The organism is Sphaerisporangium sp. NBC_01403, assembly GCF_045040145.1.
Lineage (GTDB): Bacteria > Actinomycetota > Actinomycetes > Streptosporangiales > Streptosporangiaceae > Sphaerisporangium > Sphaerisporangium viridialbum.
Genome location: NZ_CP109534.1, coordinates 2,310,547 through 2,331,435, shown reverse-complemented (window position 1 = coordinate 2,331,435; position 20,889 = coordinate 2,310,547). Strand labels below are relative to the sequence as shown.

At 71.6% G+C, this 20,889-nt stretch carries 23 protein-coding genes; 6 read left to right on the top strand and 17 right to left on the bottom strand.

Translation table 11 applies throughout. From position 1 onward, the window contains the following. Window positions 1–14 precede the first annotated feature (14 nt). The 3 genes from OG589_RS10240 to OG589_RS10230 form a co-directional block, all read right to left on the bottom strand. Window positions 15–998, bottom strand: a complete 984-nt coding sequence (locus OG589_RS10240; protein WP_405148190.1) for an aldo/keto reductase — start codon at window positions 996–998, stop codon at window positions 15–17. 132 nt (window positions 999–1,130) lie between these two features. After that, window positions 1,131–2,288 (bottom strand): acyl-CoA dehydrogenase family protein, encoded by a 1,158-nt coding sequence (locus OG589_RS10235; protein WP_405148188.1) that lies wholly within the window; start codon window positions 2,286–2,288, stop codon window positions 1,131–1,133. Between the two features lie 53 nt (window positions 2,289–2,341). Next, a complete protein-coding gene (locus OG589_RS10230) occupies window positions 2,342–3,457 on the bottom strand; it encodes a M24 family metallopeptidase (RefSeq protein ID WP_405148186.1) in 1,116 nt (371 codons plus the stop codon). Window positions 3,458–3,685: 228 nt separating this feature from the next. On the opposite strand from OG589_RS10230, the gene OG589_RS10225 reads away from it, so the two are divergent. Genes OG589_RS10225 through OG589_RS10215 form a run of 3 tightly spaced genes read left to right on the top strand, consistent with a single transcriptional unit; the run spans window position 3,686 to window position 6,942 of the window. Continuing rightward, the gene (locus OG589_RS10225; protein WP_405148185.1) at window positions 3,686–4,600 is read left to right on the top strand and encodes a PP2C family protein-serine/threonine phosphatase; all 915 of its coding nucleotides are present in this window, start codon (window positions 3,686–3,688) and stop codon (window positions 4,598–4,600) included. A 4-nt stretch (window positions 4,601–4,604) separates the two neighbouring features. Next, window positions 4,605–5,510, top strand: a complete 906-nt coding sequence (locus OG589_RS10220) for a 5'-3' exonuclease H3TH domain-containing protein (protein WP_405148183.1) — start codon at window positions 4,605–4,607, stop codon at window positions 5,508–5,510. Window positions 5,511–5,520: 10 nt separating this feature from the next. Beyond that, window positions 5,521–6,942 carry an RNB domain-containing ribonuclease gene (locus OG589_RS10215; RefSeq protein WP_405148181.1) on the top strand — a complete coding sequence of 474 codons (1,422 nt, stop codon included), beginning with the start codon at window positions 5,521–5,523 and terminating at the stop codon, window positions 6,940–6,942. A gap of 45 nt (window positions 6,943–6,987) precedes the next feature. Here OG589_RS10215 and OG589_RS10210 read toward each other — a convergent pair whose 3' ends face one another. The 3 genes from OG589_RS10210 to OG589_RS10200 all read right to left on the bottom strand — a co-directional run bounded on the left by OG589_RS10210 (window position 6,988) and on the right by OG589_RS10200 (window position 10,941). Beyond that, window positions 6,988–9,738, bottom strand: coding sequence for a DEAD/DEAH box helicase (locus OG589_RS10210; RefSeq protein ID WP_405148180.1), 2,751 nt, complete (start codon window positions 9,736–9,738; stop codon window positions 6,988–6,990). Window positions 9,739–9,874: 136 nt separating this feature from the next. Continuing rightward, window positions 9,875–10,420, bottom strand: a complete 546-nt coding sequence (locus OG589_RS10205; RefSeq protein WP_405148178.1) for a hypothetical protein — start codon at window positions 10,418–10,420, stop codon at window positions 9,875–9,877. An 11-nt stretch (window positions 10,421–10,431) separates the two neighbouring features. Further along, window positions 10,432–10,941, bottom strand: a complete 510-nt coding sequence (locus tag OG589_RS10200) for a hypothetical protein (protein ID WP_405148176.1) — start codon at window positions 10,939–10,941, stop codon at window positions 10,432–10,434. Between the two features lie 251 nt (window positions 10,942–11,192). On the opposite strand from OG589_RS10200, the gene OG589_RS10195 reads away from it, so the two are divergent. After that, a complete protein-coding gene (locus OG589_RS10195) occupies window positions 11,193–12,092 on the top strand; it encodes a PfkB family carbohydrate kinase (protein WP_405152003.1) in 900 nt (299 codons plus the stop codon). Here OG589_RS10195 and OG589_RS10190 read toward each other — a convergent pair. The 3 genes from OG589_RS10190 to OG589_RS10180 all read right to left on the bottom strand — a co-directional run bounded on the left by OG589_RS10190 (window position 12,078) and on the right by OG589_RS10180 (window position 13,504). Then, on the bottom strand, window positions 12,078–12,959 hold the full coding sequence (locus OG589_RS10190) for a YegS/Rv2252/BmrU family lipid kinase (RefSeq protein WP_405148174.1): 882 nt from the start codon (window positions 12,957–12,959) through the stop codon (window positions 12,078–12,080). The two genes, OG589_RS10195 and OG589_RS10190, sit on opposite strands and share 15 nt — an antisense overlap. 69 nt (window positions 12,960–13,028) lie before the next feature. Continuing rightward, entirely contained in the window at window positions 13,029–13,253 is a 225-nt protein-coding gene (locus OG589_RS10185; RefSeq protein WP_405148172.1) for a multicopper oxidase domain-containing protein, read from the bottom strand. Beyond that, window positions 13,250–13,504: a multicopper oxidase domain-containing protein gene (locus OG589_RS10180; protein ID WP_405148171.1), complete on the bottom strand. Its 255-nt coding sequence runs from the start codon at window positions 13,502–13,504 to the stop codon at window positions 13,250–13,252. Before OG589_RS10180 ends, OG589_RS10185 begins: the two co-directional genes overlap by 4 nt. On the opposite strand from OG589_RS10180, the gene OG589_RS10175 reads away from it, so the two are divergent. Further along, a complete protein-coding gene (locus OG589_RS10175) occupies window positions 13,394–13,783 on the top strand; it encodes an OmpL47-type beta-barrel domain-containing protein (RefSeq protein ID WP_405152002.1) in 390 nt (129 codons plus the stop codon). The two genes, OG589_RS10180 and OG589_RS10175, sit on opposite strands and share 111 nt — an antisense overlap. A 167-nt stretch (window positions 13,784–13,950) precedes the next feature. On the opposite strand, the gene tatC is transcribed toward OG589_RS10175, so the two are convergent. From tatC to OG589_RS10150, 5 genes are read right to left on the bottom strand one after another with little or no spacing between them, the layout of a single operon-like run. After that, a complete protein-coding gene (gene tatC, locus OG589_RS10170) occupies window positions 13,951–14,811 on the bottom strand; it encodes a twin-arginine translocase subunit TatC (RefSeq protein WP_405148170.1) in 861 nt (286 codons plus the stop codon). A 56-nt stretch (window positions 14,812–14,867) separates the two neighbouring features. Then, on the bottom strand, window positions 14,868–15,197 hold the full coding sequence (tatA, locus tag OG589_RS10165; protein WP_405148169.1) for a Sec-independent protein translocase subunit TatA: 330 nt from the start codon (window positions 15,195–15,197) through the stop codon (window positions 14,868–14,870). A gap of 31 nt (window positions 15,198–15,228) precedes the next feature. After that, window positions 15,229–15,462, bottom strand: a complete 234-nt coding sequence (locus tag OG589_RS10160; RefSeq protein WP_405148168.1) for a hypothetical protein — start codon at window positions 15,460–15,462, stop codon at window positions 15,229–15,231. A gap of 60 nt (window positions 15,463–15,522) precedes the next feature. Next, the gene (locus tag OG589_RS10155; protein WP_405148166.1) at window positions 15,523–16,479 is read right to left on the bottom strand and encodes a helix-turn-helix transcriptional regulator; all 957 of its coding nucleotides are present in this window, start codon (window positions 16,477–16,479) and stop codon (window positions 15,523–15,525) included. Beyond that, window positions 16,476–17,420: a helix-turn-helix transcriptional regulator gene (locus tag OG589_RS10150; RefSeq protein ID WP_405148164.1), complete on the bottom strand. Its 945-nt coding sequence runs from the start codon at window positions 17,418–17,420 to the stop codon at window positions 16,476–16,478. Before OG589_RS10150 ends, OG589_RS10155 begins: the two co-directional genes overlap by 4 nt. A gap of 36 nt (window positions 17,421–17,456) precedes the next feature. Here OG589_RS10150 and OG589_RS10145 point away from each other — a divergent pair, with 36 nt between their 5' ends. Beyond that, entirely contained in the window at window positions 17,457–18,530 is a 1,074-nt protein-coding gene (locus OG589_RS10145; RefSeq protein ID WP_405148162.1) for a DUF3866 family protein, read from the top strand. A gap of 23 nt (window positions 18,531–18,553) precedes the next feature. Here OG589_RS10145 and OG589_RS10140 read toward each other — a convergent pair whose 3' ends face one another. From OG589_RS10140 to OG589_RS10130, 3 genes are all read right to left on the bottom strand, one after another. Then, entirely contained in the window at window positions 18,554–18,775 is a 222-nt protein-coding gene (locus OG589_RS10140) for a DUF397 domain-containing protein (protein WP_405148161.1), read from the bottom strand. 395 nt (window positions 18,776–19,170) lie between these two features. Beyond that, the gene (locus OG589_RS10135) at window positions 19,171–19,641 is read right to left on the bottom strand and encodes an SRPBCC family protein (protein WP_405148159.1); all 471 of its coding nucleotides are present in this window, start codon (window positions 19,639–19,641) and stop codon (window positions 19,171–19,173) included. A gap of 255 nt (window positions 19,642–19,896) precedes the next feature. Next, a complete protein-coding gene (locus OG589_RS10130) occupies window positions 19,897–20,871 on the bottom strand; it encodes a zinc-binding alcohol dehydrogenase family protein (protein WP_405148157.1) in 975 nt (324 codons plus the stop codon). Between the last annotated feature and the right edge of the window lie 18 nt (window positions 20,872–20,889).

Sequence of the window (20,889 nt, the reverse complement as noted above, 5' to 3'; positions counted from 1 at the left end):
ACCCGTGGTTGCGGTCACCCCTCGGCGGGGTCGGCGGTCGTTTCCGCGATCGCCGCGCGGTCCTGCGCCATCAGGGGGACGTCCAGGGCGGCGCGCATGGCCGCGAGGTGCTCCGGCGTGCGCGGGGCGATGATCGCCGCCGCGACGGCCGGGTCGGAGATCACCCATGCCACCGCGAGCGTCGCGGGCGTCACGCCCCGCTCGGCGGCGGCCTCCTCGAACCGCGCGACGATCCGGAATGTGGCGTCCCTGGGCAGGTGGCCATACCAGTCCGGCATCAGCGCGAGCCGCGAACCGGCGGGGACCTCGCGGCCGGCCCGGTACTTGCCGGTCAGCCAGCCTCCCGCGAGGGGACTGTAGGCGGTGAAGCCGATCCCGTGGCGGGCGCAGGCCGGGAAGTCGGAGGTCTCGGGCCCGCGGTCGAGCAGGTTGTAGCCGGCCTGCAGGTTGACCGGCGCGGCGCCGCCGGGCCGGACGGCGGCCACCGCGTCGTCGAGCCGCGCGCCGCTGAAGTTGCTCATCCCGTAGTGGCGGATCTTTCCCGCCCGCACGAGCTCGTCGAAGGCGCCGACCGTCTCCTCGATCGGCGTGGCCGGGTCGAAGACGTGGGTCAGGTAGAGGTCGACGCGGTCGGTTCGCAGCCGCCGCAGGCTCACGTCGATCTGCTGCCCGATGTGGCGCGCGGACAGCCCGGCGTCCCGAGGGTCCCGGCCCACCGGGTTGCCGACCTTCGTCGTCACCATGACCTGATCACGGACCCCGCGGCCGGCCAGCCACCGGCCGAGCCACTCCTCCGACCTGCCGCCCCCGTAGGAGTTCGCCGTGTCGAACATCGTGATGCCCTCGTCGAGCGCGGCGTCCAGCATCGTGAAGGCGGACCGCTCGTCGTCCCCCTTGCCGAACAGGCGCGGCGCCGAGCCGACGCCGCCGAAGTTGCCGCAGCCGAAGGACAGGACCGGCACCCGCAGATCACTGTTCCCGAGCCGTTTGTAGCGCATGCGCGAACCTAACACCGCCACCGGCTCACCCGAGCCACCGGGCTCGCCCTAGGCGGGCGGACCGGCGGTCATCGGGTCACCTGGACGGGCCTGTGGTGGTCCGGTCCGGTGGGGTGCCGGCGTGCGGGGACGTCACGATGGGCCGTCCTTGGTGAGGGCGCGGCTGATCACCAGGCGCTGGATCTGGTTGGTGCCCTCGACTATCTGGAGGACCTTGGCCTCGCGCATGAGGCGTTCGACCGGGAAGTCCTCGACGTAGCCGTACCCGCCGAGCACCTGCACCGCGTCGGTGGTGACCTTCATGGCCGTGTCGGTGGCGAACAGCTTGGCCATCGCGGCCCGCGTGCCGTACGGACGGCCGGCGTCGCGCAGCCGGGCGGCGTCCAGGTACAGCGCACGCGCGGCGGCGACCTGGGTGGCCATGTCGGCGAGCATGAAGCCGAGGCCCTGGAAGTCGGCGATGCGCGAGCCGAACTGGCGGCGCTCGCGGGCGTAGGACGTGGCGGTGTCGAGGGCGGCCTGGGCCACTCCCACCGCGCACGCCGCGATGCCGAGCCGCCCGCCGTCCAGCGCCGCCATCGCGATGCGGAACCCCTCTCCCGCGGACCCGACCAGCGCGTCCGGCGCGAGCCGTACGGAGTCGAGACGAACCTGGGCGGTCGGCGAGGACCGCATGCCCATCTTGCGCTCAGGCCGGGCGAACGACAGGCCCGGCGAGGACGCGGGCACGTGGAAGCACGAGATGCCGCGGGCCCCTTCGCCCGAGGTGCGCGCCATGAGGGTGTAGAAGTCGGCCACGCCTCCGTGGGTGGTCCAGGCCTTCACGCCGTTCACGATGTAACCGCCGTCGTCACCGGCCACGGCCCGGGTGGTGAGGGCGGCGGCGTCCGACCCGGACTGCGGCTCCGACAGGCAGTACGCGCCGAGGAGCTCGCCGCCGATCATGCCGGGCAGGAGCGCGGCCCGGCGTTCCCGCGAGGCGTACGCGGCGACGGGGAAGCACGACAGCGTGTGCACCGACAGGCCGAGCCCGACGGCCAGGAACGCGCCCGCCAGCTCCTCGACGACCTGCAGGTACACCTCGTACGGCTGCTCGCCCCCGCCGTACTCCTCGGGATAGGGAAGGCCGAGCAGCCCCGCGCGGCCGAGGGTCGCGAACACGTCGCGGGGGAAACGGCCCTCGGCCTCGTCGCCCGCCGCGCGGGGCGCGACCTCCTTGGCGATCAGGTCTCTGACCAGGTCGAGCAGGTCATGGGCTTCGGGGGTGGGCAGGGCGCGGTCGACCGCCATCGATGCACTCCGGGTCACAGGGGGTCACTTCTCATGGGGGGTCATGCCCTCGGTCACACGATGACGAGGTCGCGGGGCTGGTCGTTGAGGCGCTCCCCGCCCGTCTCGGTGCAGACGAGGATGTCCTCGATGCGGGCGCCGTGCCGGCCGGGAAGGTAGATGCCCGGCTCGACGGAGAACGCGAAGCCCGGCGCCAGCGGCTCGGCGTTGCCCGAGACGATGTAGGGCTCCTCGTGGGTCTCCAGCCCGATGCCGTGGCCGGTGCGGTGGATGAAGCGGTCACCGTGGCCGGCGTCGGTGATGATCTCCCTGGCCGCGGCGTCGACCGCCTCGCACGGCACGCCGGGCCGTACGGCCTCACAGGCGGCGTCCTGGGCGCGGCGCAGCACCTCGTAGTACGCCGCGAAGTCGGCGGGAGGCTCGCCCACGCAGTAGACGCGGGTGGAGTCCGAGCAGTATCCGCTCGGCATCTGGCCGCCGATGTCGATCACCACGGGGTCGCCCGCCTGGATGACGCGGTCGGACAGCTCGTGGTGGGGGCTGGCGCCGTTCGGGCCGGAGCCCACGATGACGAAGTCGACGGTGACGTGCCCGGCGGCGATGATCGCCTCGGCGATGTCCTTGCCCACCTCGCGCTCGGTGCGGCCCGCCTTGAGCAGGCCGGGCACCTGGGCGTGCACGGCGTCGATCGCGGCGCCCGCCTCGCGCAGCGCGGCGACCTCGGCGGGGCTCTTGCGCATGCGCAGCTCCCGCAGCGCCGACCCGGCCAGCACCTGCTCGGTCTGCGGCAGGACGGAGCGGAAGCGCAGCGACTGCATGGCCCACATGCGGTCGGCCAGCCCGACGGTGGCCACCCGGCCGATCCTGTGCGCCACCAGGGAGTACGGATCGTCGGTCTCGTCCCAGGGGACGAACTCCAGCCCGAGGCGCGCGGCCGGCGAGGCCTGCGCGGCGGCCAGCTCCAGCCTCGGCACCACCATGAACGCCTCACCGCCGGCGGGCACCACCAGGCAGGTGAGCCGCTCGAGCGGAAGCGCGTCGTAGCCGGAGACGTAGCGGAGGTCGGGGCCCGGGGTCAGGAGCAGGGCGTCGATGCCCGCGGCGGCGGCGGCCTCGCGCACGTCCGCGACGCGGCTCACGGGGTAGAGATCAGAGGACGTCGTTGTCACACCGACCAATGTATTCCACCGGTATTCCCACGCCCGCACCACCTGCCTCCCCGGCCCCGGCACCCCGGCGCCGGGAGGTCCACCCCCACGTCATCCGCCGGGGACACCCCTGTCACCACAGGAAACACCCCTCACCGTTTCCCCGGACTGACTACTATTCGCATAGGAGCGATCACGATCCGCTCCTTAATACTCCAACTACCCGGTGTTTTGAGAGCGAGCTGCTACATGGTCGGCGTAGTGGGCGGCTCACCGCCACCCCTCCCCCCACCTAACGACCCAGAGGCTGCACTCCCCCACGGCCCCGCGCCGCTGACGACCACCGAGACGGTCCTGCGGCTGCGCGCGCGGCTCGCCCACGCACAGCGGATCATGTGGGAGTCCCGGAGGCAGCTCCTGCAGGCACGCCAGAAGGCCGCCGAGGCGCGGCGCGTCTCGGCGGCCCTGCGTGACGCGATCCTGCCCGATACCGGCGGGTCGATCCTGCTGCCGAGCGCCCACATCGCCGTGCGCTACGTCCCGGCCGAGAAGACCTCCAGCCTGGGCGGCGACTGGTACGAGGCGACCACGCTGCCCGACGGGCGGGTGCTGCTGGCCATCGGCGACGTCGCAGGGCACGGCCTGCCCGCGATCGCCCAGATGGCGCAGCTCCGCCACGCCCTGGTGGGGCTCGCCATGACCGGGGAGCCCCCCGACCGGCTGCTGGCCTGGCTCAACCGGCTGGTGTGCCATCGCATGGGCGAGGGCACCGCCACCGCCATCGTCGGCCATCTCGACCCTCTGACCGGCCTGTTCACCTGGGCGCAGGCGGGCCATCCGCCCCCGATCCTCGTGCGGGGCGGGGTGGCCAGGCAGCTGAGCCCTCCCGAGGGCGTGGTGCTCGGCGCGAGCCTCGAGCTGCCGTACGCGCTGGGCAGCCTGAGCCTGTGCCCCGGCGACCTGCTCCTGCTGTTCACCGACGGCCTGGTGGAGCGGCGCGGGCGCGACATCGACGAGGGCCTGGCGCTCACCGTCGCGGCGGCCGAGACCCTGACGTGGGACGCCTGCCTCGCCGAGAAGCTCGACATGCTGGTCGAGTCGGTCGGCGGTCCGAACCCCGAGGACGATATCTGTCTGCTCGCCGTGGGAGTGCTGGAAGGATAGGCCCATGCCAGGGCTGATGCTTCTCGACACCCCATCGCTGTACTTCCGGGCGTTCTACGGGATCCCGGAGTCGATGACCGCCCCCGACGGCATGCCGGTCAATGCCGTCAGGGGGCTGATCGACATGATCGCCACGCTGGTCCGCGGCCACTCCCCCGACGAGATCGTGGCATGCATGGACGCCGACTGGCGGCCCGCCTTCCGGGTGGCGGCGATCCCGTCCTACAAGGCCCACCGGGTGGCGACCGGCCACCAGGAGGAGGTCCCCGACACCCTCGTCCCGCAGGTTCCGGTGATCGAGCAGGTGCTCGACGCCGTGGGCATCGCCCGGGTCGGCGTGCCGGGGTACGAGGCCGACGACGTGATCGGCACGTACACCGCACGCGCCGCCGGGGAGGTCGAGATCGTCACCGGCGACCGCGACCTGTTCCAGCTCGTGAACGACGATCAGCCGTGCCGCGTCCTTTACACGATAAAGGGCATTCGCAACCTCCAGGTGATCGACGAGGCCGAGGTGTCCGCCAAGTACGGCATCCCCGGCCGCGCCTACGCCGACTTCGCCACCCTGCGCGGCGACCCCAGCGACGGCCTCCCCGGCGTCCCCGGGGTCGGCGACAAGACGGCCGCCGCCCTCGTCACCCGGTTCGGCTCCCTCGACGCCATGCTGAAGGCGATCGACGAGGGGGTCACCGACGGGTTCCCGGCGGGCAGCCGCCTCAAGCTCGGAAAGGCCCGCGACTACCTCGCGGTCGCCCCGGCGGTGGTGAAGGTCGCCCACGACGCGCCGCTGCCCGAGGTCTCCATCGCCCGCCCGTCCGCGCCGCGCGATCCCGAGAGGCTGGTCGCCCTGGCCGACCGCTATGGCCTGGACAACCCCTTGAATCGCCTGCTCGCCACGCTGGCCCCCTAGGATCCTCGATGTGCGTCCCAAAACGATCCATGTGTCCGACGCGCCGCGGCTCGCCGAGGGCTTCGAGCGCATCCGCGGCGAGCTGGACCTCCCCGGGGAGTTCCCCCTTCCCGTGCTGGAGGAGGCGGCCCGGGTCGCCTCGGCTCCGCTGCCCTCCCTGCCAGACCGCACCGACCTGCCGCTGCTGACCGTCGACCCCCGCGGGTCGATGGACCTCGACCAGGCGGTGTGCATCGAGGAGCGGCCCCGCGGCTACCGGGTCTGGTACGCCATCGCCGACGTCGCCTGGTTCGTGCCACCGGGCGGGGTGATCGACGGCGAGGCCAGGAAGCGCGGCGAGACCGTCTACATGCCGGACGCGCGCGTCCCGCTGCATCCGCCGGCGCTGTCCGAGGGGGCGGCCAGCCTGCTGCCCGGCGTCGTGCGGCCGGCCGCGCTGTGGTGCGTCGACCTCGACTCCGACGGGCGCACCGTGGGGGCCGACGTGAGCCGGGCGCTGGTGCGCAGCCGCGAGCGGCTCGACTACGACTACGTGCAGGCGGCGATCGACACCGGCACCGCCGACGGCACCCTGCGCCTGCTGCCCATCGTCGGCGGGCTCCGCTTCGAGCTCGAACGCGAGCGGGGCGGGGTGAGCCTGCCCACGCCCGAGCAGGAGGTCGTCGGCCACGGGGACGGCTACCGCGTCGAGTTCCGCACGCCGCTCGCCGCCGAGGACTGGAACGCGCAGATCTCCCTCATGACCGGCATGGCCGCCGCCGCGATGATGCTCGACGCCGAGATGGGCGTGCTGCGCACGCTGCCGCCCGCCCCGCAGGACACCGTCGCGCGCGTCCGCAGGATCGCCGCGGCGCTCGGCGTGCCCTGGCCGGAGGGCGCCGCCTTCGGCGAGGTCGTGCGGAGCCTCGACCCCAAGATCCCCGGCAACGCGGCATTCCTCCAGGAGTCGACGGTGCTGCTGCGCGGCGCCGGGTACACCGCGTTCAACGGCGAGCCGCCGAGGGACGCCACCCACGCCGCCGTCGCCGCGCCGTACGCCCATGTGACCGCTCCCCTGCGCCGCCTGGTCGACCGCTACGGCACCGAGGTCTGCCTGGCCGTGGCGGAGGGCGTGCCGGTGCCGGAGCCGGTGCAGGAGGCCCTCGAAGGGCTTCCCGCGCTCATGGCGGGCACCGGGCGCCGGGCCGCCGCCGTCGAGCGCGCCTGCGTCGACCTGGTGGAGGCCTTCGTGCTGCGCGACCGCGTCGGGCAGACCTTCGACGCCGTCGTGGTGGACGCCGAGGACGGCAAGGCGGGCGGGGTGGTGCAGGTGGCCGACCCCGCCGTGGTCGCCCGGTGCGACGGCGAGGGGCTGCCCCTCGGCGCGAGGGTGCAGGTGCGGCTGACCCGGGCCGACCTCGTCACGCGAGAGGTGCGGTTCACCCTCGCCTGACCCGCGCCCCTCCCGCATTGCGCGCGGAGGGGCGCGGAGGGCAGGTCAGGCCACGGAGGAGTAGGCCACGACGCCGCGGCGGAGGGCGTCGATGGCCTTGGCGGCGTTCTGCTTGACCTTGCTGCCGGGGGGCGCCGCCTTGCCGACCTGGTCGAGCAGGTCGAGCAGCTGCTTGACCCAGCGCACGAAGTCGCCCGCGGCGAGGTCGCCGTCGGTGAGCACCGCGTCGAGGCTGTGGCCCTTGGCCCAGCGGAAGGCGGCCCAGGCGAACCCGAAGTCGGGCTCCCTGATGAACGACAGCCCGTGGTCGCGCTCGATGTCCTCCAGCTCGGCGAAGATGCGCACCGTCGAGGCCAGCGCCTCCTTGGCGCCACCCGCCGGGATCTTCGGCTGCCGCGCGTCGTCGGCCTGCCGGGACTCGAACACCAGGGACGACACGCACGCGGCCAGCTCTGCCGGGTCCAGCTCCTCCCAGATGCCGGCGCGCAGGCATTCGGCGGTGAGCAGGTCGAGCTCGGTGTAGAGCTGGGCGAGCCTGCGGCCCTCGGGCGTGACGGCCTCGCCCTCCAGGTAGCCGAGCTGGTCGAGGACCCCGCAGACCCGGTCGAAGGTGCGGGCGATCACGTGGGACCTGCTCTCGACCCGCCGCCGCAGGCCCTCGGTCTCGCGGAGCAGCTTGTAGTAGCGCTCGGCCCAGCGGGCGTGGTCCTCGCGCTGGTCGCAGCCGTGGCAGGGGTGGGCGCGCAGCCGGCGGCGCAGCTCGGCGATCTCCCACTCGGGGGTGCCGGGCGTGGCGTCCCTGGCCAGCATGCTGTCGGCGTCGTGGTCGCGGACCCGGACGGGACGGCCGAGGTCCCGGTCGCCGATCTTGGCGTGCAGGGTGGCGACGAGGTTGGCGCGGTCCTTGGGCGCCCGGGGGTTGAACCCCTTCGGGATGCGCAGGCGCTCGACCGGCTCCACCGGCACGGGGAAGTCGGCCGCCGACAGCCGCTTGACCTGCTTGCCGATCGTCAGCACCAGCGGCGAGGGGCCCTCGGTGCGCATGGTGAGCCCGGGATCGAGGATGACGGCGAGGCCGGCGCGCCTGCCGCCGGGGACGCGGATCACGTCACCGGGCTTCAGCGCCTCCAGGGAGCGCACGGCCTGCGCCCGCCGGGCCGTACCGCGCTGGCGCGAGAGGTCGGCCTCCTTGTCGGACAGGTCCCTGCGCATCCGGGCGTACTCCTGGAAGTCGCCGAGGTGGCAGGTCATCGCCTCGGAATAGCCGTCGAGCGCCTCCTCGGCCCGCCGCACCTGCTTGGCGATGCCGACGACCGCCCGGTCGGCCTGGAACTGGGCGAACGAGGCCTCCAGCAGGGTGCGGGCACGCTCCCTGCCCACCTGGCCGACCAGGTTGACGGCCATGTTGTACGAGGGGCGGAAGCTGGAGCGCAGCGGGTAGGTGCGGGTGCTCGCCAGGCCCGCCACCGCCACAGGGTCCATGCCGGGCTGCCAGGCGACCACGGCGTGGCCCTCGACGTCGATGCCGCGCCGCCCGGCACGCCCGGTGAGCTGGGTGTACTCGCCGGGGGTCAGGTCGGCGTGGGTCTCGCCGTTCCACTTGTCGAGCTTCTCGATGACGACGGACCTGGCGGGCATGTTGATGCCCAGCGCCAGGGTCTCGGTGGCGAACACGGCCTTGACCAGGCCCCGGGTGAACAGCTCCTCGACGACCTCCTTGAAGGCCGGGAGCATGCCGGCGTGGTGGGCGGCGAGGCCCCGCTCCAGGCAGTCGCGCCATTCGAGGTAGCCGAGCACCGAGAGGTCCTCGTCGGGCAGGTGCGAGGTGCGCTCGTCGACGATCTGGCGGATCTCGTGGCGCTCGCTGTCGGTGGTGAGCCTGATGCCGGCGTGCAGGCACTGCAGTACGGCCGCGTCGCAGCCGGCCCGGGAGAAGATGAAGGTGATCGCCGGCAGCAGGCCCTCGGAGTCGAGCTTCTCGATGGCGTCGGAGCGGCTGACGCCGTTGGCGGAGCGGCGCGGCCTCGAGTAGCCGCGCCTGCCGCGCGCCTGGGCCAGGCGCTGCTCGTCCCTGGAGATCCGAATGAGGCCGGGGTTGATGCGGGGCCGGTTGTCCTCGTCGACGAACAGGTCGTACAGCTTGTCGCCGACCAGCATGTGCTGCCACAGGGGGACCGGCCTGTGCTCGTCGACGATCACCGTGGTGTCGCCGCGCACCTCGCCGAGCCACTCGCCGAACTCCTCGGCGTTGCTGACCGTCGCCGACAGGGCGACGACCCGCACGGACTCGGGGAGGTGGATGATGACCTCTTCCCAGACGGCGCCGCGGAAGCGGTCGGCGAGGTAGTGCACCTCGTCCATGACCACGTGGCTCAGCCCGGCGAGCGTCGTGGAGCCGGCGTAGAGCATGTTGCGCAGCACCTCGGTGGTCATCACCACGATGGGCGCGTCGCCGTTGACGCTGTTGTCGCCGGTGAGCAGCCCGACGTTCTTGGCCCCGTAGCGGCGTACAAGATCGTTGTACTTCTGGTTGGAGAGCGCCTTGATCGGCGTGGTGTAGAAGCACTTGCTGCCCTGCTCCAGGGCGAGGTGGACGGCGAACTCGCCCACGACGGTCTTGCCTGAGCCGGTGGGGGCCGCTACCAGCACGCCGTCCCCCGCCTCCAGCGCGCGGCAGGCGTCCAGCTGGAACTCGTCCAGCTCGAAGTCGTACAGGCCGCGGAAGGAGGTGAGAGCCGGCCCGCTGTCTGCATGCTTTTCACGGAAGGCGGCATAGCGTTCCGCAGGCGTCGTCATGCACTTCAGCCTACCGATAACCGAATTCCGGTCCTGTCGGCTGCACCGCCCTTTCCGTACGCCCGGCCCACACCGGTGATCAGGGTCCATCGGCGGAACCCTGATCATTCAGTCGTCGGAACCGGTCCGGTTCTCGTCACTCGATGCGGGCGACCAAGCGGTACTTGAACCCCTTGCCGGGGGGAGTCGAGGCGTCGATCATCTGCGTGCCGCCCATGACGGTCACCGGGATGCTCAGCAGCAGGTCATCGCCGATGACATCGTCCTCCCACACCTCGATCGTGAACCGGGCGCCGGGGACCAGGGTCAGGTGGACGTACGGCCCGGCGGGGAGCGGAGACGATCCCGGCGAGCAGTTCGCGGCGGTGCTCGTCAGGACCCAGCAGTTGCCGGCATAGGTGTTGGCCTCGGTGCCGTTGGTCGGCCACATCTTGTACCACTCACCGCCGCCGGCCTTGACCTCGATGCGGACCTCGTCCCGGCCGCTCTCCTCCAGGGCATATGCCTCCAGGGAACCGAGCACCAGCTTGAGCGGTCCCGGGGTGAGCCCTGACTTCTCTGAAATGATCTTCCTTGGCCCCGTCTCCGGATTCGGTGCGGCGGCGTGGGCGGGCGGCGCCAGGACCGCGGCCAATGTCAACGCGGCCGCGGTGGCGGTGATTCTCGACAGGAACGTGCTCATGCTGTCCTCCCTCAGGCCCAGGCCGGTTCGAGCCGGAAATTGAGCTCATAGTGGTAGCCGTTGATGAAGGCGCGCTCCCGGTGGTACTCGTTCTCGCTGATCGGGTGCGGCCAGAGCGGCACGCTGACGAGCGCGTCGTCGCCCGCGAGGTCGTCGTCCCAGAGGACCACCGACAGGAGCTGGCCGTCGGCCGGGTAGGACGGTGTGTTGACGGCGCTGAAGCTCCTCAGGCGGCTGCCCACGGGGCAGGGGGCCCCGTTGATGGAGACGCAGTCGTACCTGGCGACCGACAGGTAGGAGTCCGACTGCGGGAAGAGCTTCTGAGCCTTGCTGCCCCGCTGGGCCGTCACGTAGATCTCGTCGTGGCCGCTCTCCTCCAGGGCCCAGGCCGTGAAGCTCTCCAGCACGACCCGGACCCTCGGCGCGGTGTCGGCGTGCGCGGTGCTCCCCGTCAGCAGCGACCCCGCGACCAGCGCGCCGCCGAGCGACACGCGAGTGAGTAAGCGGATCAACCTGTACATCCCCGTTCCCCGTCCTTCGTTGATCATTTGAGACCAGCCTGGACGGGGAGACTTGTCGATCTCTTGGAATCCGCTGGAATCCGGGTGGTCCGGCTGCCACACGAGCCTCCGACGGGCCCATTCGTGTACGTTCCTGGTATCGGAGCCAGCAGAGGAACAGCCCGTGAACCGGCGCATATTCGTGACCACCACGGCACGCCGGCATCCCGAGGGTGCGCGGGCCGCGGTCCCACGCGGGGACGCCGGTGAGCATGGCGGCTAGCGTGCTCTTCGCCGGGCTGACGACCTTGGATCTCGTCCAGTCGGTCGAGCGCATGCCGTCCCCGGACGAGAAGGTCACCGCCCTCGGCCAGGCGATCTCCGCGGGCGGGCCCGCGACCAACGCGGCGGTCACGTTCTCCTTCCTGGGCGGATCCGCGACGCTGCTCAGCGCCGTCGGCGCGCATCCGCTGGCCGAGGTGATCACCGCCGACCTCGCGGAACACGCCGTACGGCTCGTCGATCTCACCCCCGGCGCCCGTGACGCCCCCGCCATGTCGACGATCATGGTGACCAGGGGCACGGGAGACCGCGCGGTGGTGTCCGTCAACGCCGCCCGCCATGACCTCGGACCGCCTCCGGGCCTCTCCGAGCTGATCTCGGGGAGCCGGGCGGTGCACGTCGACGGCCACCATCCGAGGGTGGCCAGGGCCGCGGCCCGCCTCGCCCGCGATCTCGGCCGTCTCACGGTCCTGGACGGCGGAAGCTGGAAGCCGGGCACGGCCGAGCTGCTGCCGCACATCGACGTCGCCGTCGTGTCCGCGGACTTCCGTCCACCCGGCGCGGAGACACCTGAGGCGACGCTCGCCTTCCTGCGTGCGTCGGGAGTGCGCTGGGCCGCGGTGACCCGGGGCCCGGGCCCGGTCCTGTGGCAGGGGCCGGGCGAGGCGCGTCCGCTTCCGGTGCCCGCCGTCGACCCGGTGGACACCCTCGGCGCCGGAGACGTGTTCCACGGCGCGCTCACGTTCGCGCTGCCCCCGGTGGTGACCGATCTGACCGAGGACGCCTTCGCCGGCGCGCTCGGCTTCGCGGCCTCGGTCGCCGCCGCCTCGTGCGGATCCTTCGGCACCCGATCGTGGATGCGGGCGCCCCCCGGCTCAGACCGGGGCTAGGACGCGCAGGGCGCCGGGGTGGACGGTGAGGGTCAGGGGAAGAGGGGCGATGCGCTCGCCGTCGGCGTAGGCCACGATGCCGGGAGCCTCCAGCGTGACCGTACGGGCGCGGCGCACGGTCACGGCGGGGTGGCCGAGGTGCGTGCCCCGGTAGACGCGGGGGAAGGTCCGCAGGAAGGCGCCCTTGGGGATCCTGCCGACCACCAGCACGTCGAGCAGTCCGTCGTCCGGCACGGCGCCCGGGCAGACGCGCATGCCCCCGCCGTAGGAATCGGTGTTGCCCACGGCCACCATCATGGCCTCCTGCTCGACCACCTCGCCGTCCACGGTGATCGTGAAGGGGACGGGGACGAAGGAGCGCAGCTCGCGCACCATGGCGAGAAGGTACTTCGCCGTTCCGGGCGGACCGGTCATCTCGTTGGCCCGCTCGTTGACCCTGGAGTCGAAACCGCAGGCCACCACCCCTGCGAACCACTCGTCCTCGCCGATGCGGGCGGCGTCCACCACCCGGGTCCTGCCCGCCGCCACGATGTCCGCGGCGGCGAGCAGGTCGCGCCTCGGGATGCCGAGGGCGGCGGCGACGTCGTTGCCGGTGCCCGCCGGGATGATCCCGAGCGGGACGTCGGTGCCGGCGACCGCCTGTACCGCGAGGTGCACGAGCCCGTCGCCGCCGAAGGCGACCAGGGCCCCGGGCTCCTCGGCGACGGCCGTGCACGCGCGTTCGAGGGAGTCCTGGGCGGAGGTTCCCACGATGACCGACACCGGGCGGTCACCGGCCCGCAGGCGGCGCACGACCGGGTCGAGCAGTCGCAGGGTGCGGCCGCCACGGGCCGCGGGGTTCACGAGGACTACCAGCTCACCAGCCACAGCCGGAACCTATCCGGACACACCCCGCTAATCCAGTGGTAAAGCGCCGCATGCCGCGGAGAGATTGCGTCAGTGGTGCATGCCCATCGAGCCGCCCGGCGTGCCCATCGGGTGATCCGGCATGTTCCCGTTCGCGTCGGCCACCATGAAGACCCCGGCCATCCCCATGTCGGAGTGACTCTGGACGTGGCAGTGGTACATCCACGCCCCGGGGCCGACGCGCTCGCCCGCGATCACCTGGAAGCCGAACGACTCGGCCGGCCCCGTGATCTTGGTGTCGATGATCCGGCTCACGTCCTGAGGGCCTTCCAGCAGGCCGGTGCGGTGTAGGTGCGCCGGCCTCCTGGTTCCACCACGCTGTCGTTCATCCTCGTACCGTCGCTGGTCGTTTCGTAGTCCACCCCGTGCACATGCAGGCTGGCGGTCACGTCCAGATTGTTGACCATCTCGATCTCAAGGGTCTCGCCTTCCACCATCTCGATGAGAGGTCCGGGGATCGTCGCCTTGCCGGGCTCCAGGCCGTAGCCCAGCTGACCGTCCGGCAACTGCTCGGCGTAGAGGGTGATGCGGCGGACGTCGCCGCCGCCCGGCTTGCCGACACCGAGTCCGGAGTCGACAAGGTGGAGTACTCACTCGACGGGCAGCCGTTCGCGGTCTACACCAAGCCGCTGGCGGTCGACCAGCCGGGCACGAACGTGAGCTACCGGGCCACCGACAAGGCCGGGAACACCTCCAACGTGAGCACGGCCAAGTTCATGGTCGTCAAGGCCGACTCGGGCGCCGGATGCCCGAAACCCGGTAAGGGCAACTGCAAGGACAAGTGAAACCATCAGGCGGCGGGCGGCCTCGATCCATCAGCGGACCGAGGTCGCCCGCGGCGACGTCCCACTTCGGGAGCGCCCACGTCTGTCAGGCGCCGAGCCTGCCGAAGGCGGCGGCGATGTCGGAACCTATCCGGACACACCCCGCCATCCGGGGTAAAGCGCTGGAACTACTCGGGAGCGCGGGCGGCGGGGCCGTCCAGCTCCTCCTCGATCTCCCTCTCGCGCTGCGCGTCCAGCTCGTCCTTCTTGCGATCGTGGAAGTACATGATGACCTCCGCGATCAGGAACATGCCGACCATCGGCAGCGCCAGCGCCAGCATGGTGATCGGATCCTGGCTCGGCGTGGCCACGGCCGCGAACACGAACATCAGGAAGATGACCATGCGCTGGTGCTTGCTGACCAGCCGGAACGGCAGGACGTTGACCAGGTTGAGGAAGACCAGCAGCAGCGGGATCTCGAACGACAGCCCGAAGATCACGAGCATCGCCATCATGAACCCGACGTACTGGTCCATGCTGATGAGCGGGATCACGTTCCCGGGGGCGAAGCCCAGCAGCAACGCGAGGCCCTTGTCCATCGTGAAGTAGGCCAGCGCGGCACCCGCGGCGAAGAGCGGGACCGAGATCGCGAGGAACGACAGCGAGTAACGCCGCTCGTTGCGGTAGAGGCCCGGGGTGACGAACGCCCAGATCTGGTAGAGCCAGATCGGTGCGGAGACCACCGCGCCGAACATGAGGGCGACCTGGAGGTTCACCATGAAGCCCTCGAACACCCCCTGCACTACGAGGGTGCACTCACCGGGCTTGAGCTTGTGGGCGTCGGGCAGCCGGCAGTAGGGCCCGGTCATGAAGACCCAGAGCCGGTCGAAGAACACGAAACCGACCACCGTGCCTACTGTCAGGCCGAGGATGGCCTTGATCAGGCGGTTCCGCAGCTCACGGAGGTGATCCATGAGCGACATGCGCCCGTCCACGTCGGATGCGACCGGGCCGTCGCCGGCCGGGCTTGACCGTTTCAGCAGTGCCATCGGACGTCCCGATCTAGTCCTGGTCTAAGGGGGGCGGTCAGGTCAGCGGGCTCGCGTCAGACGGAGCCCTGGTCCTTCGGCGCGGCCGCCTGGGCGTTGCGCAGCTTGGCGTTCTCCTCCTCAAGGGCGCGCAGCCGGTCTTCGACCGAGGGCGTCACGGGCGGGAGGGACTGCTGCGGGGCCGCCGCGGGCTGGGCGGTAGCGGTCGTGGTCGTGGACTGGGCGGCCCTGACCTCGTCCTCTTCGTGGAGCTTGGTGGTCTCCTTCTTGAAGAGCCGCAGCGACTGGCCCAGCGCCTTAGCGGTGTCCGGAAGCTTCTTGGCACCGAAGAGCAGGACCAGGACCAGCAGAATGAGGATCCATTCCATGGGACCAAGTGATGGCATGACACATCCTTACGCCGAGCGACGTGCAATCTCAAGCTCGATCGTACGCTGCCGCCACCACTTCATTCACCCCTCCCACCGGGCCGATGCGCCGATCGCCGCGCTGAGCCGCCTTGAAACGACCTTGGACGGGCGCGAGACGGGTGGTGGCCCGCTCGATTTCACGTGCCAGTCCACGCATGCCCACCAGCACCCGGGCCCCCAGCACCACCAGTGGCACCAGCCCCGCGACGCCCACGCCCACCGCCACGTAGATCCAGATCATGACCTGGAACTCTAGCGAAGGCACGATGTGATGACATCCCCCCGGGAGGCCGCCCCCGGGTCAGGAGACGGACTCGTAACGGGCGAGCGCCGCCGAGGCCTCCTCGCGCACCCGGTCGATCAGGGACACCGGCGAGATCACCCGCCCGGCGTCGCCCAGGCGCAGCGCAAGCCGTACGAGCCAGCCCTGGTCGCGGGCGCGGAGGGTCACCCGCAGGCGGCCCTCCCCCAGCTCGGTGACCTCCTCGCACGGGTAGTACTCGGCGACCCAGCGGCCGGAGGGGGTCAGCTCCAGCTCCACCAGCTCGTCGGTGGGCGAGGGGCGGAAGACCCCGTCGGTGACGTCGATCGGCTCGGCCCCCGCCGGCGGGTCGGCGGCCACGTCGAGCATGTCGACGCCGACCATGCGGTCGAGCCGGAACAGCCGCATGCCGTCCGCGCGGTAGCACCAGCCCTCAAGGTAGGAGCGGCCGTCCGCCATCACCAGCCGGGTGGGGTCGACCTCGCGGGGGGTGATCTCGTCGCGCCCTGGGACGTAGTAGCGCAGGGACAGGCGGCGCCCGGCGCGCAACGCGGCTCTGACGGTGGCCATGGCGTCGGGCGCGGCGTCCAGCTCGAAGGCCACCTGGCTGCTGACCGCCGCCGCGCCCTCGCCCGCGGCGCCCTCCAGCTTGGCGATCACCCGGGCCAGCACGTCGCCCTGCTCGAACTCGGGAAGCTCGGCGAGCATGCGCAGCGCGACCAGCAGCGCGCTCGCCTCGTCGACGCCGAGGCGGAGCGGTCGCGCGATGGTCTCGGCGTTGTCGATGAGGATCTCGCCGCCGTCCCAGGAGACGTCGATGAGGTCGCCCGGGGTGTGGCCGGGCAGGCCGCACATCCACACCAGCTGCAGGTCGTCGACGAGCTGCTTCTCTGTGAGCCCGAACAGCTTGGCCACCTCGGGCACCTGCGCCCCGGGATGGGACATGAGGTAGGGCACCAGGGCGAGGAGCCGGGGCAACCGGTCGGCGGTGCTCACGCCAGCGCTCCCTTCAGTCGGCGGATGACCGCGTCGCGGACGTCGGGCGGGTCCAGCACCTCGGCGTCGGCCGCGAACCCGACGATCGACCCGGCGAGCCACTCGGGGTCGGCGAAGTCGAGCGTGACGAGGTCCCAGCCGTCCTCGCCCGGCCGCACGGCGCCGACCTGGCGGAGCCACTGGCAGGTGCCCTCGCGGACGCGGACGGTCGCGGCCCGCTCGGGGACCAGGCTGTCGCGGTGGCCGACCATCGAGCGGATGTCGACCCCCTCGGGCACGGTGACCGCCCCGGGACGGCCGACGGGCACGACGGGCCCGCTGATCCGGCTGAGGCGGAAGACCCGGGGCGCGTCGCGCTCGCGGTCGTGGCCGACGACGTACCAGCGGCCACGGCGGCTGACCACGCCCCACGGCTCCACCGTGCGGGTCAGCAGCACCTCGCTGCCGGCGGCGCGGTAGTCGAACCGGACGACCCTGCGGTCGCGTACCGCCTCCCACAGGCCAGGGAAGGCGGGGTCGCGGGTGTCCACCCGGAGCTCCAGCGGCCCGGCGGCGGACTCGTCGGTCTGCACCCCGGCGGCGCGCAGCTTGAGCAGCGCGCCGCTCGCCGCCTCGGCGAGGTTGGCCCGCTGCCACACCTGGGCGGCCAGGCCGAGCACGGCGGCCTCGTCGGCCTCCAGCGTGATCTCGGGCAGCTCGTAGGCCTGGCGCATGATGCGGTAGCCGGGCTCGTCCTCCCAGGGGTCCTTGTGCACCTGGACGGGGATGCCGATCTCGCGGAGCTCGGTCTTGTCGCGCTCGAACATGCGCTGGAAGGCCTCGTCGTTGCCGGCGTCGTAGCCGGGCACGGCGTGGCGGATCTGCTCCGCGCTGAGCGGGCGTCGTGTGGCGAGCAGGCAGATGACGAGATTCAGCAGCCGCTCGGTCTTGCGCCGGGACATCAGGCCTCCCTTCTCAGGTGACGCTACCCTTGCCGCGTGATCAGATGGCGCAAGGGCGAGGTGCTTTCGGTCCGGCGCGAGTGGCCGGGCGCGATGGAACTGGACGTGACGCTGCCCGAGGGGCGGTGCCGGGCGCTGGCCTACCCCCCGCTGGTGGGCCGCCCCCAACCCGGCGACACGGTGCTGCTGAACACGACCGCACTCGCCATGGGCCTCGGTACGGGAGGTTACGCCATGGTAGTGGCCGTGCCGGACCGTTTGCCCGAAGATCCCGAAGGACCCGGCCACCTGGTCAAGGCACGATACACGCCCCTGCAGGCGACCGTGCTGGGCGCCGACGAGCAGGACTCCCCCTTCCACGAGACGCTGCGCGACGCGGACTCCGTGGACGGCATGCCGGTGATCGTCGCCGACCTGCACTCGGCCCTTCCCGCGATCCTGTGCGGCCTGTACGGCTCGCGCTCCCCCGCGACGCTCCGGGTCGCCTACGTGATGCTCGACGGGGGCGCGCTGCCGGGCTGGTTCTCGATGTCGGCCGCGAAGCTGCGGGAGATCGGCTGGCTGTGCGGGGTCGTCACGACCGGGCAGTCCTTCGGGGGCGACGTCGAGGCGGTGACCGTCCACACGGGGCTGCTGGCGGCCAGGCACGTCCTTGCGGCCGACGTCGCGATCGTCACGCAGGGCCCCGGCAACCTCGGCACCGGCACCCGGTGGGGCTTCTCCGGGGTGTCGGCGGGCGAGGCGCTCAACGCGGCGGCGGTGCTGGGCGGGCGGCCGGTCGGAGCGCTGCGGGTCAGCGAGGGCGACCTGCGCGAGCGCCACATCGGCGTCTCCCACCACTCCCTCACCGCCTACGGCCGCGTGGCGCTGGCCCCCGCACAGGTGGTGGTGCCGGAGCTGCCGGGCCCGTTCGGCGAACGCGTCAGCGCCCAGGCCGCCGAGCTCGCCGCACGCCACGAGCTGGTCGGCGTGCCGGTGGACGGGCTGGAGGAGATGCTGAGGAACAGCCCGGTCAAGCTGTCGACGATGGGGCGCGGCCTGTCGGAGGACCTGGCTGGGTTCCTGGCCTCAGCCGCCGCCGGAAGACACGTCGCCTCCCTTCTGGCCTGAGCCCCGGCAACTGGCCTCCGCCGTCAGCCTGTGGAGAAGTCGAATTCGCCGGCTTTGACGCCCGCGATGAAGGCTTGCCATTCGCCGCGGGTGTAGAGGATGACCTCGCGGTCGGGGTGGTGGCTGTGGCGTACGGCGACGGTGCCGTCGGCCAGCGGCCCGGCTTCGACACACTCTCCACCGCCATTGGCGCTTTTTGTGCTGATGTGCCAGGCGACACCGGCAAGCTCCTCGGGGGTGCCCATGCTCTGGGCAGGCGGCCAAGTCGAGGTGAGGCTGATCGGCGTCGCTGAGCCAGATGCCGTGACGGGTGCAGACCTTCTGGTGGGTGGGCAGGTGGACGGGGACGGGTTGGTGGACGCCGCGGCGGGCGGCGCATCGGCGGCAGGCGGTGGTGGCTCGGACGGGGCGGTGCGCGTCAATGGCGCCGAAGGCAGCGGACGCCGGGACGGGACATCCCAGCTGCGGGTCGTGCGGAGAGTCCTCCTGGAGGTGGGATTGAGGGCGGTCGGGTGGTGACGGCAGGCGACGGGCCGGCTCGCGGTAGAAGGTCGCGCGGCTTGCCTGGAAGCCGAGCTCCGGGGGGAGGCAGCGTGATCTTGCGGTAGTGACCTTCAGCCAACGGAAGTAACGTGGCGGATCATGACTCGGCCGTGGGAGCGGTTTCGGCAACCTGTTTGACGTGCTGGTTCCGGGCTCGGATCAGCCCGGGCAGGTAGCGGCGGAGGGCCAGGACTTCAGCGATGGTCCCGAGAGGGCCAAGCGGTGCGGCGAAGTCGATGACGTCGCGCATCACCGTGCCGCCATGGCCATCCGACTGGAACTGGTGAGCGTGGTGCCAATGCTTGAAAGGGCCGGACAGCTGCTCGTCGACGAAAAACCCCGGCCGGTCGTAAGCGCTGATCGCGCATGTCATCCGCCACCGGAAGCCGAAGTGCCGTGCCTGCCAGGTGACGCTCTCGCCGAGTTCCAAGCGACCGGCGGTCACTCCACCGACAACCTTCTCCGACGATCCCGCCATCGAGGCGGTATGGAGCCCCACATCCAGCGAGAGATCGAAAACCCTACCCGGCGACGCGATGACATGCGTAACGACCTCGAAGCGCGGCATGCGCGAAGCCTAAGAGGTCCCAACAAAATGATCTCTGCCCGTACCCGGGCAGGCTGCCGAACTTAGATCTACGCGTAAGGGTAAACAGCCGCCGTGGATCGTGCCGGACGAGTTGTGGGAGCGGATCGAGCGGCTGCTGCCGAAGGTGGAGCGGCAGCGCCGCCCCCGGGCCGTAAGCGAATGGCCCGGCCGTCGCACCCCGCATGGCTCCGGCTTGGTACGCGTCGATGATTGAGTCGGGGGTTCTTGGTGGACTCAGGGCACGAGGAGGACGCGGCCGAGTTGGGAGCGGCTTTCCATGATCCGATGCGCTTCGGCCGCCTTGTCGAGCGGCAGCCGGGCGTGCAGCCTGGCCCGTAGTCTCCCCTCGACCGCGTGCTGTGTGACCTGGTCCATGTCCTCGCGTGCTTGCTTCGGTGCGGCGGCGCGCCAGGCGAGCAGTGAGAACCCCGCTACCGATCTCATTGCGAAAAGGCTGGTCAGCGGGATGTCGGTTGCCCCGCCGCTGGCTGCTCCGTAGACGACGGCCCGGCCGAACGGTGCCAGGAGGTCGAGGCTGCGCGCCAGGATACGGCCGCCGACGGAGTCCAGGACGACGTCGACTCCTCCTGGCGCGGCTTTGCGCACTCGTTCGGGCCAGTCCTCCGCGGAGTAGTCGACGGCCGCGTCGGCGCCGAGCGTGCGGGTGAAGTCCAGCTTGGCGGGGGAGCCTGCTGTGGCGATCACGGTGCCGGCGCCGGAGATCTTGGCGAGTTGTACGGCCAGGTGGCCGATGCCTCCCGCAGCGGCGTGAATGAGCACGGTCTCGCCGGGCGACAGCCGGGCGGCGCGCAACGTGCCCAGCGCCACGGGGGCGCCCATCGGCAGCATGCTCGCGGTGGCGTCGTCGATTCCCTCTGGCACGGGCGCGAGCCATTCGGCGTCGGCGAGGACGTGGTCGGCGAAGGCGTCCTCGGCCAGCGCGGCGACCCGCCGGCCGGTGAGGCCGGGGTCGACGCCGGGTCCCACCGCGTCGACCGTGCCGACCACGTCGCCGGTGAGCACGGCGGGCAGGTCGCGCCGGTAGATCCCGCCGGTCTCCGGCCCCTGGCGGAACTTCACGTCGACGAAGTTGGCGCCGATCGCCTCGGCGCGGATGCGCACCTGGCCGGGGCCCGGGCGGGGGATCTCTGTCTCTTCCATGGTGAGCACCTCGGGGCCGCCATAGGCGTGATAACGGATTCGGCGCATGCCGTCCTCTCCTCATTG

What these genes read in the sequence shown, in the direction of transcription:
- OG589_RS10240 (WP_405148190.1), bottom strand. Translation starts at nt 998, where the DNA reads ATGCGCTACAAACGGCTCGGGAACAGTGATCTGCGGGTGCCGGTCCTG.
- OG589_RS10235 (WP_405148188.1), bottom strand. Translation starts at nt 2,288, where the DNA reads ATGGCGGTCGACCGCGCCCTGCCCACCCCCGAAGCCCATGACCTGCTC.
- OG589_RS10225 (WP_405148185.1), top strand. Translation starts at nt 3,686, where the DNA reads ATGGTCGGCGTAGTGGGCGGCTCACCGCCACCCCTCCCCCCACCTAAC.
- OG589_RS10220 (WP_405148183.1), top strand. Translation starts at nt 4,605, where the DNA reads ATGCCAGGGCTGATGCTTCTCGACACCCCATCGCTGTACTTCCGGGCG.
- OG589_RS10210 (WP_405148180.1), bottom strand. Translation starts at nt 9,738, where the DNA reads ATGACGACGCCTGCGGAACGCTATGCCGCCTTCCGTGAAAAGCATGCA.
- OG589_RS10205 (WP_405148178.1), bottom strand. Translation starts at nt 10,420, where the DNA reads ATGAGCACGTTCCTGTCGAGAATCACCGCCACCGCGGCCGCGTTGACA.
- OG589_RS10200 (WP_405148176.1), bottom strand. Translation starts at nt 10,941, where the DNA reads ATGTACAGGTTGATCCGCTTACTCACTCGCGTGTCGCTCGGCGGCGCG.
- OG589_RS10195 (WP_405152003.1), top strand. Translation starts at nt 11,193, where the DNA reads ATGGCGGCTAGCGTGCTCTTCGCCGGGCTGACGACCTTGGATCTCGTC.
- tatC (WP_405148170.1), bottom strand. Translation starts at nt 14,811, where the DNA reads ATGGCACTGCTGAAACGGTCAAGCCCGGCCGGCGACGGCCCGGTCGCA.
- tatA (WP_405148169.1), bottom strand. Translation starts at nt 15,197, where the DNA reads ATGCCATCACTTGGTCCCATGGAATGGATCCTCATTCTGCTGGTCCTG.
- OG589_RS10160 (WP_405148168.1), bottom strand. Translation starts at nt 15,462, where the DNA reads ATGATCTGGATCTACGTGGCGGTGGGCGTGGGCGTCGCGGGGCTGGTG.
- OG589_RS10150 (WP_405148164.1), bottom strand. Translation starts at nt 17,420, where the DNA reads ATGTCCCGGCGCAAGACCGAGCGGCTGCTGAATCTCGTCATCTGCCTG.
- OG589_RS10140 (WP_405148161.1), bottom strand. Translation starts at nt 18,775, where the DNA reads ATGGGCACCCCCGAGGAGCTTGCCGGTGTCGCCTGGCACATCAGCACA.
- OG589_RS10135 (WP_405148159.1), bottom strand. Translation starts at nt 19,641, where the DNA reads ATGCCGCGCTTCGAGGTCGTTACGCATGTCATCGCGTCGCCGGGTAGG.
- OG589_RS10130 (WP_405148157.1), bottom strand. Translation starts at nt 20,871, where the DNA reads ATGCGCCGAATCCGTTATCACGCCTATGGCGGCCCCGAGGTGCTCACC.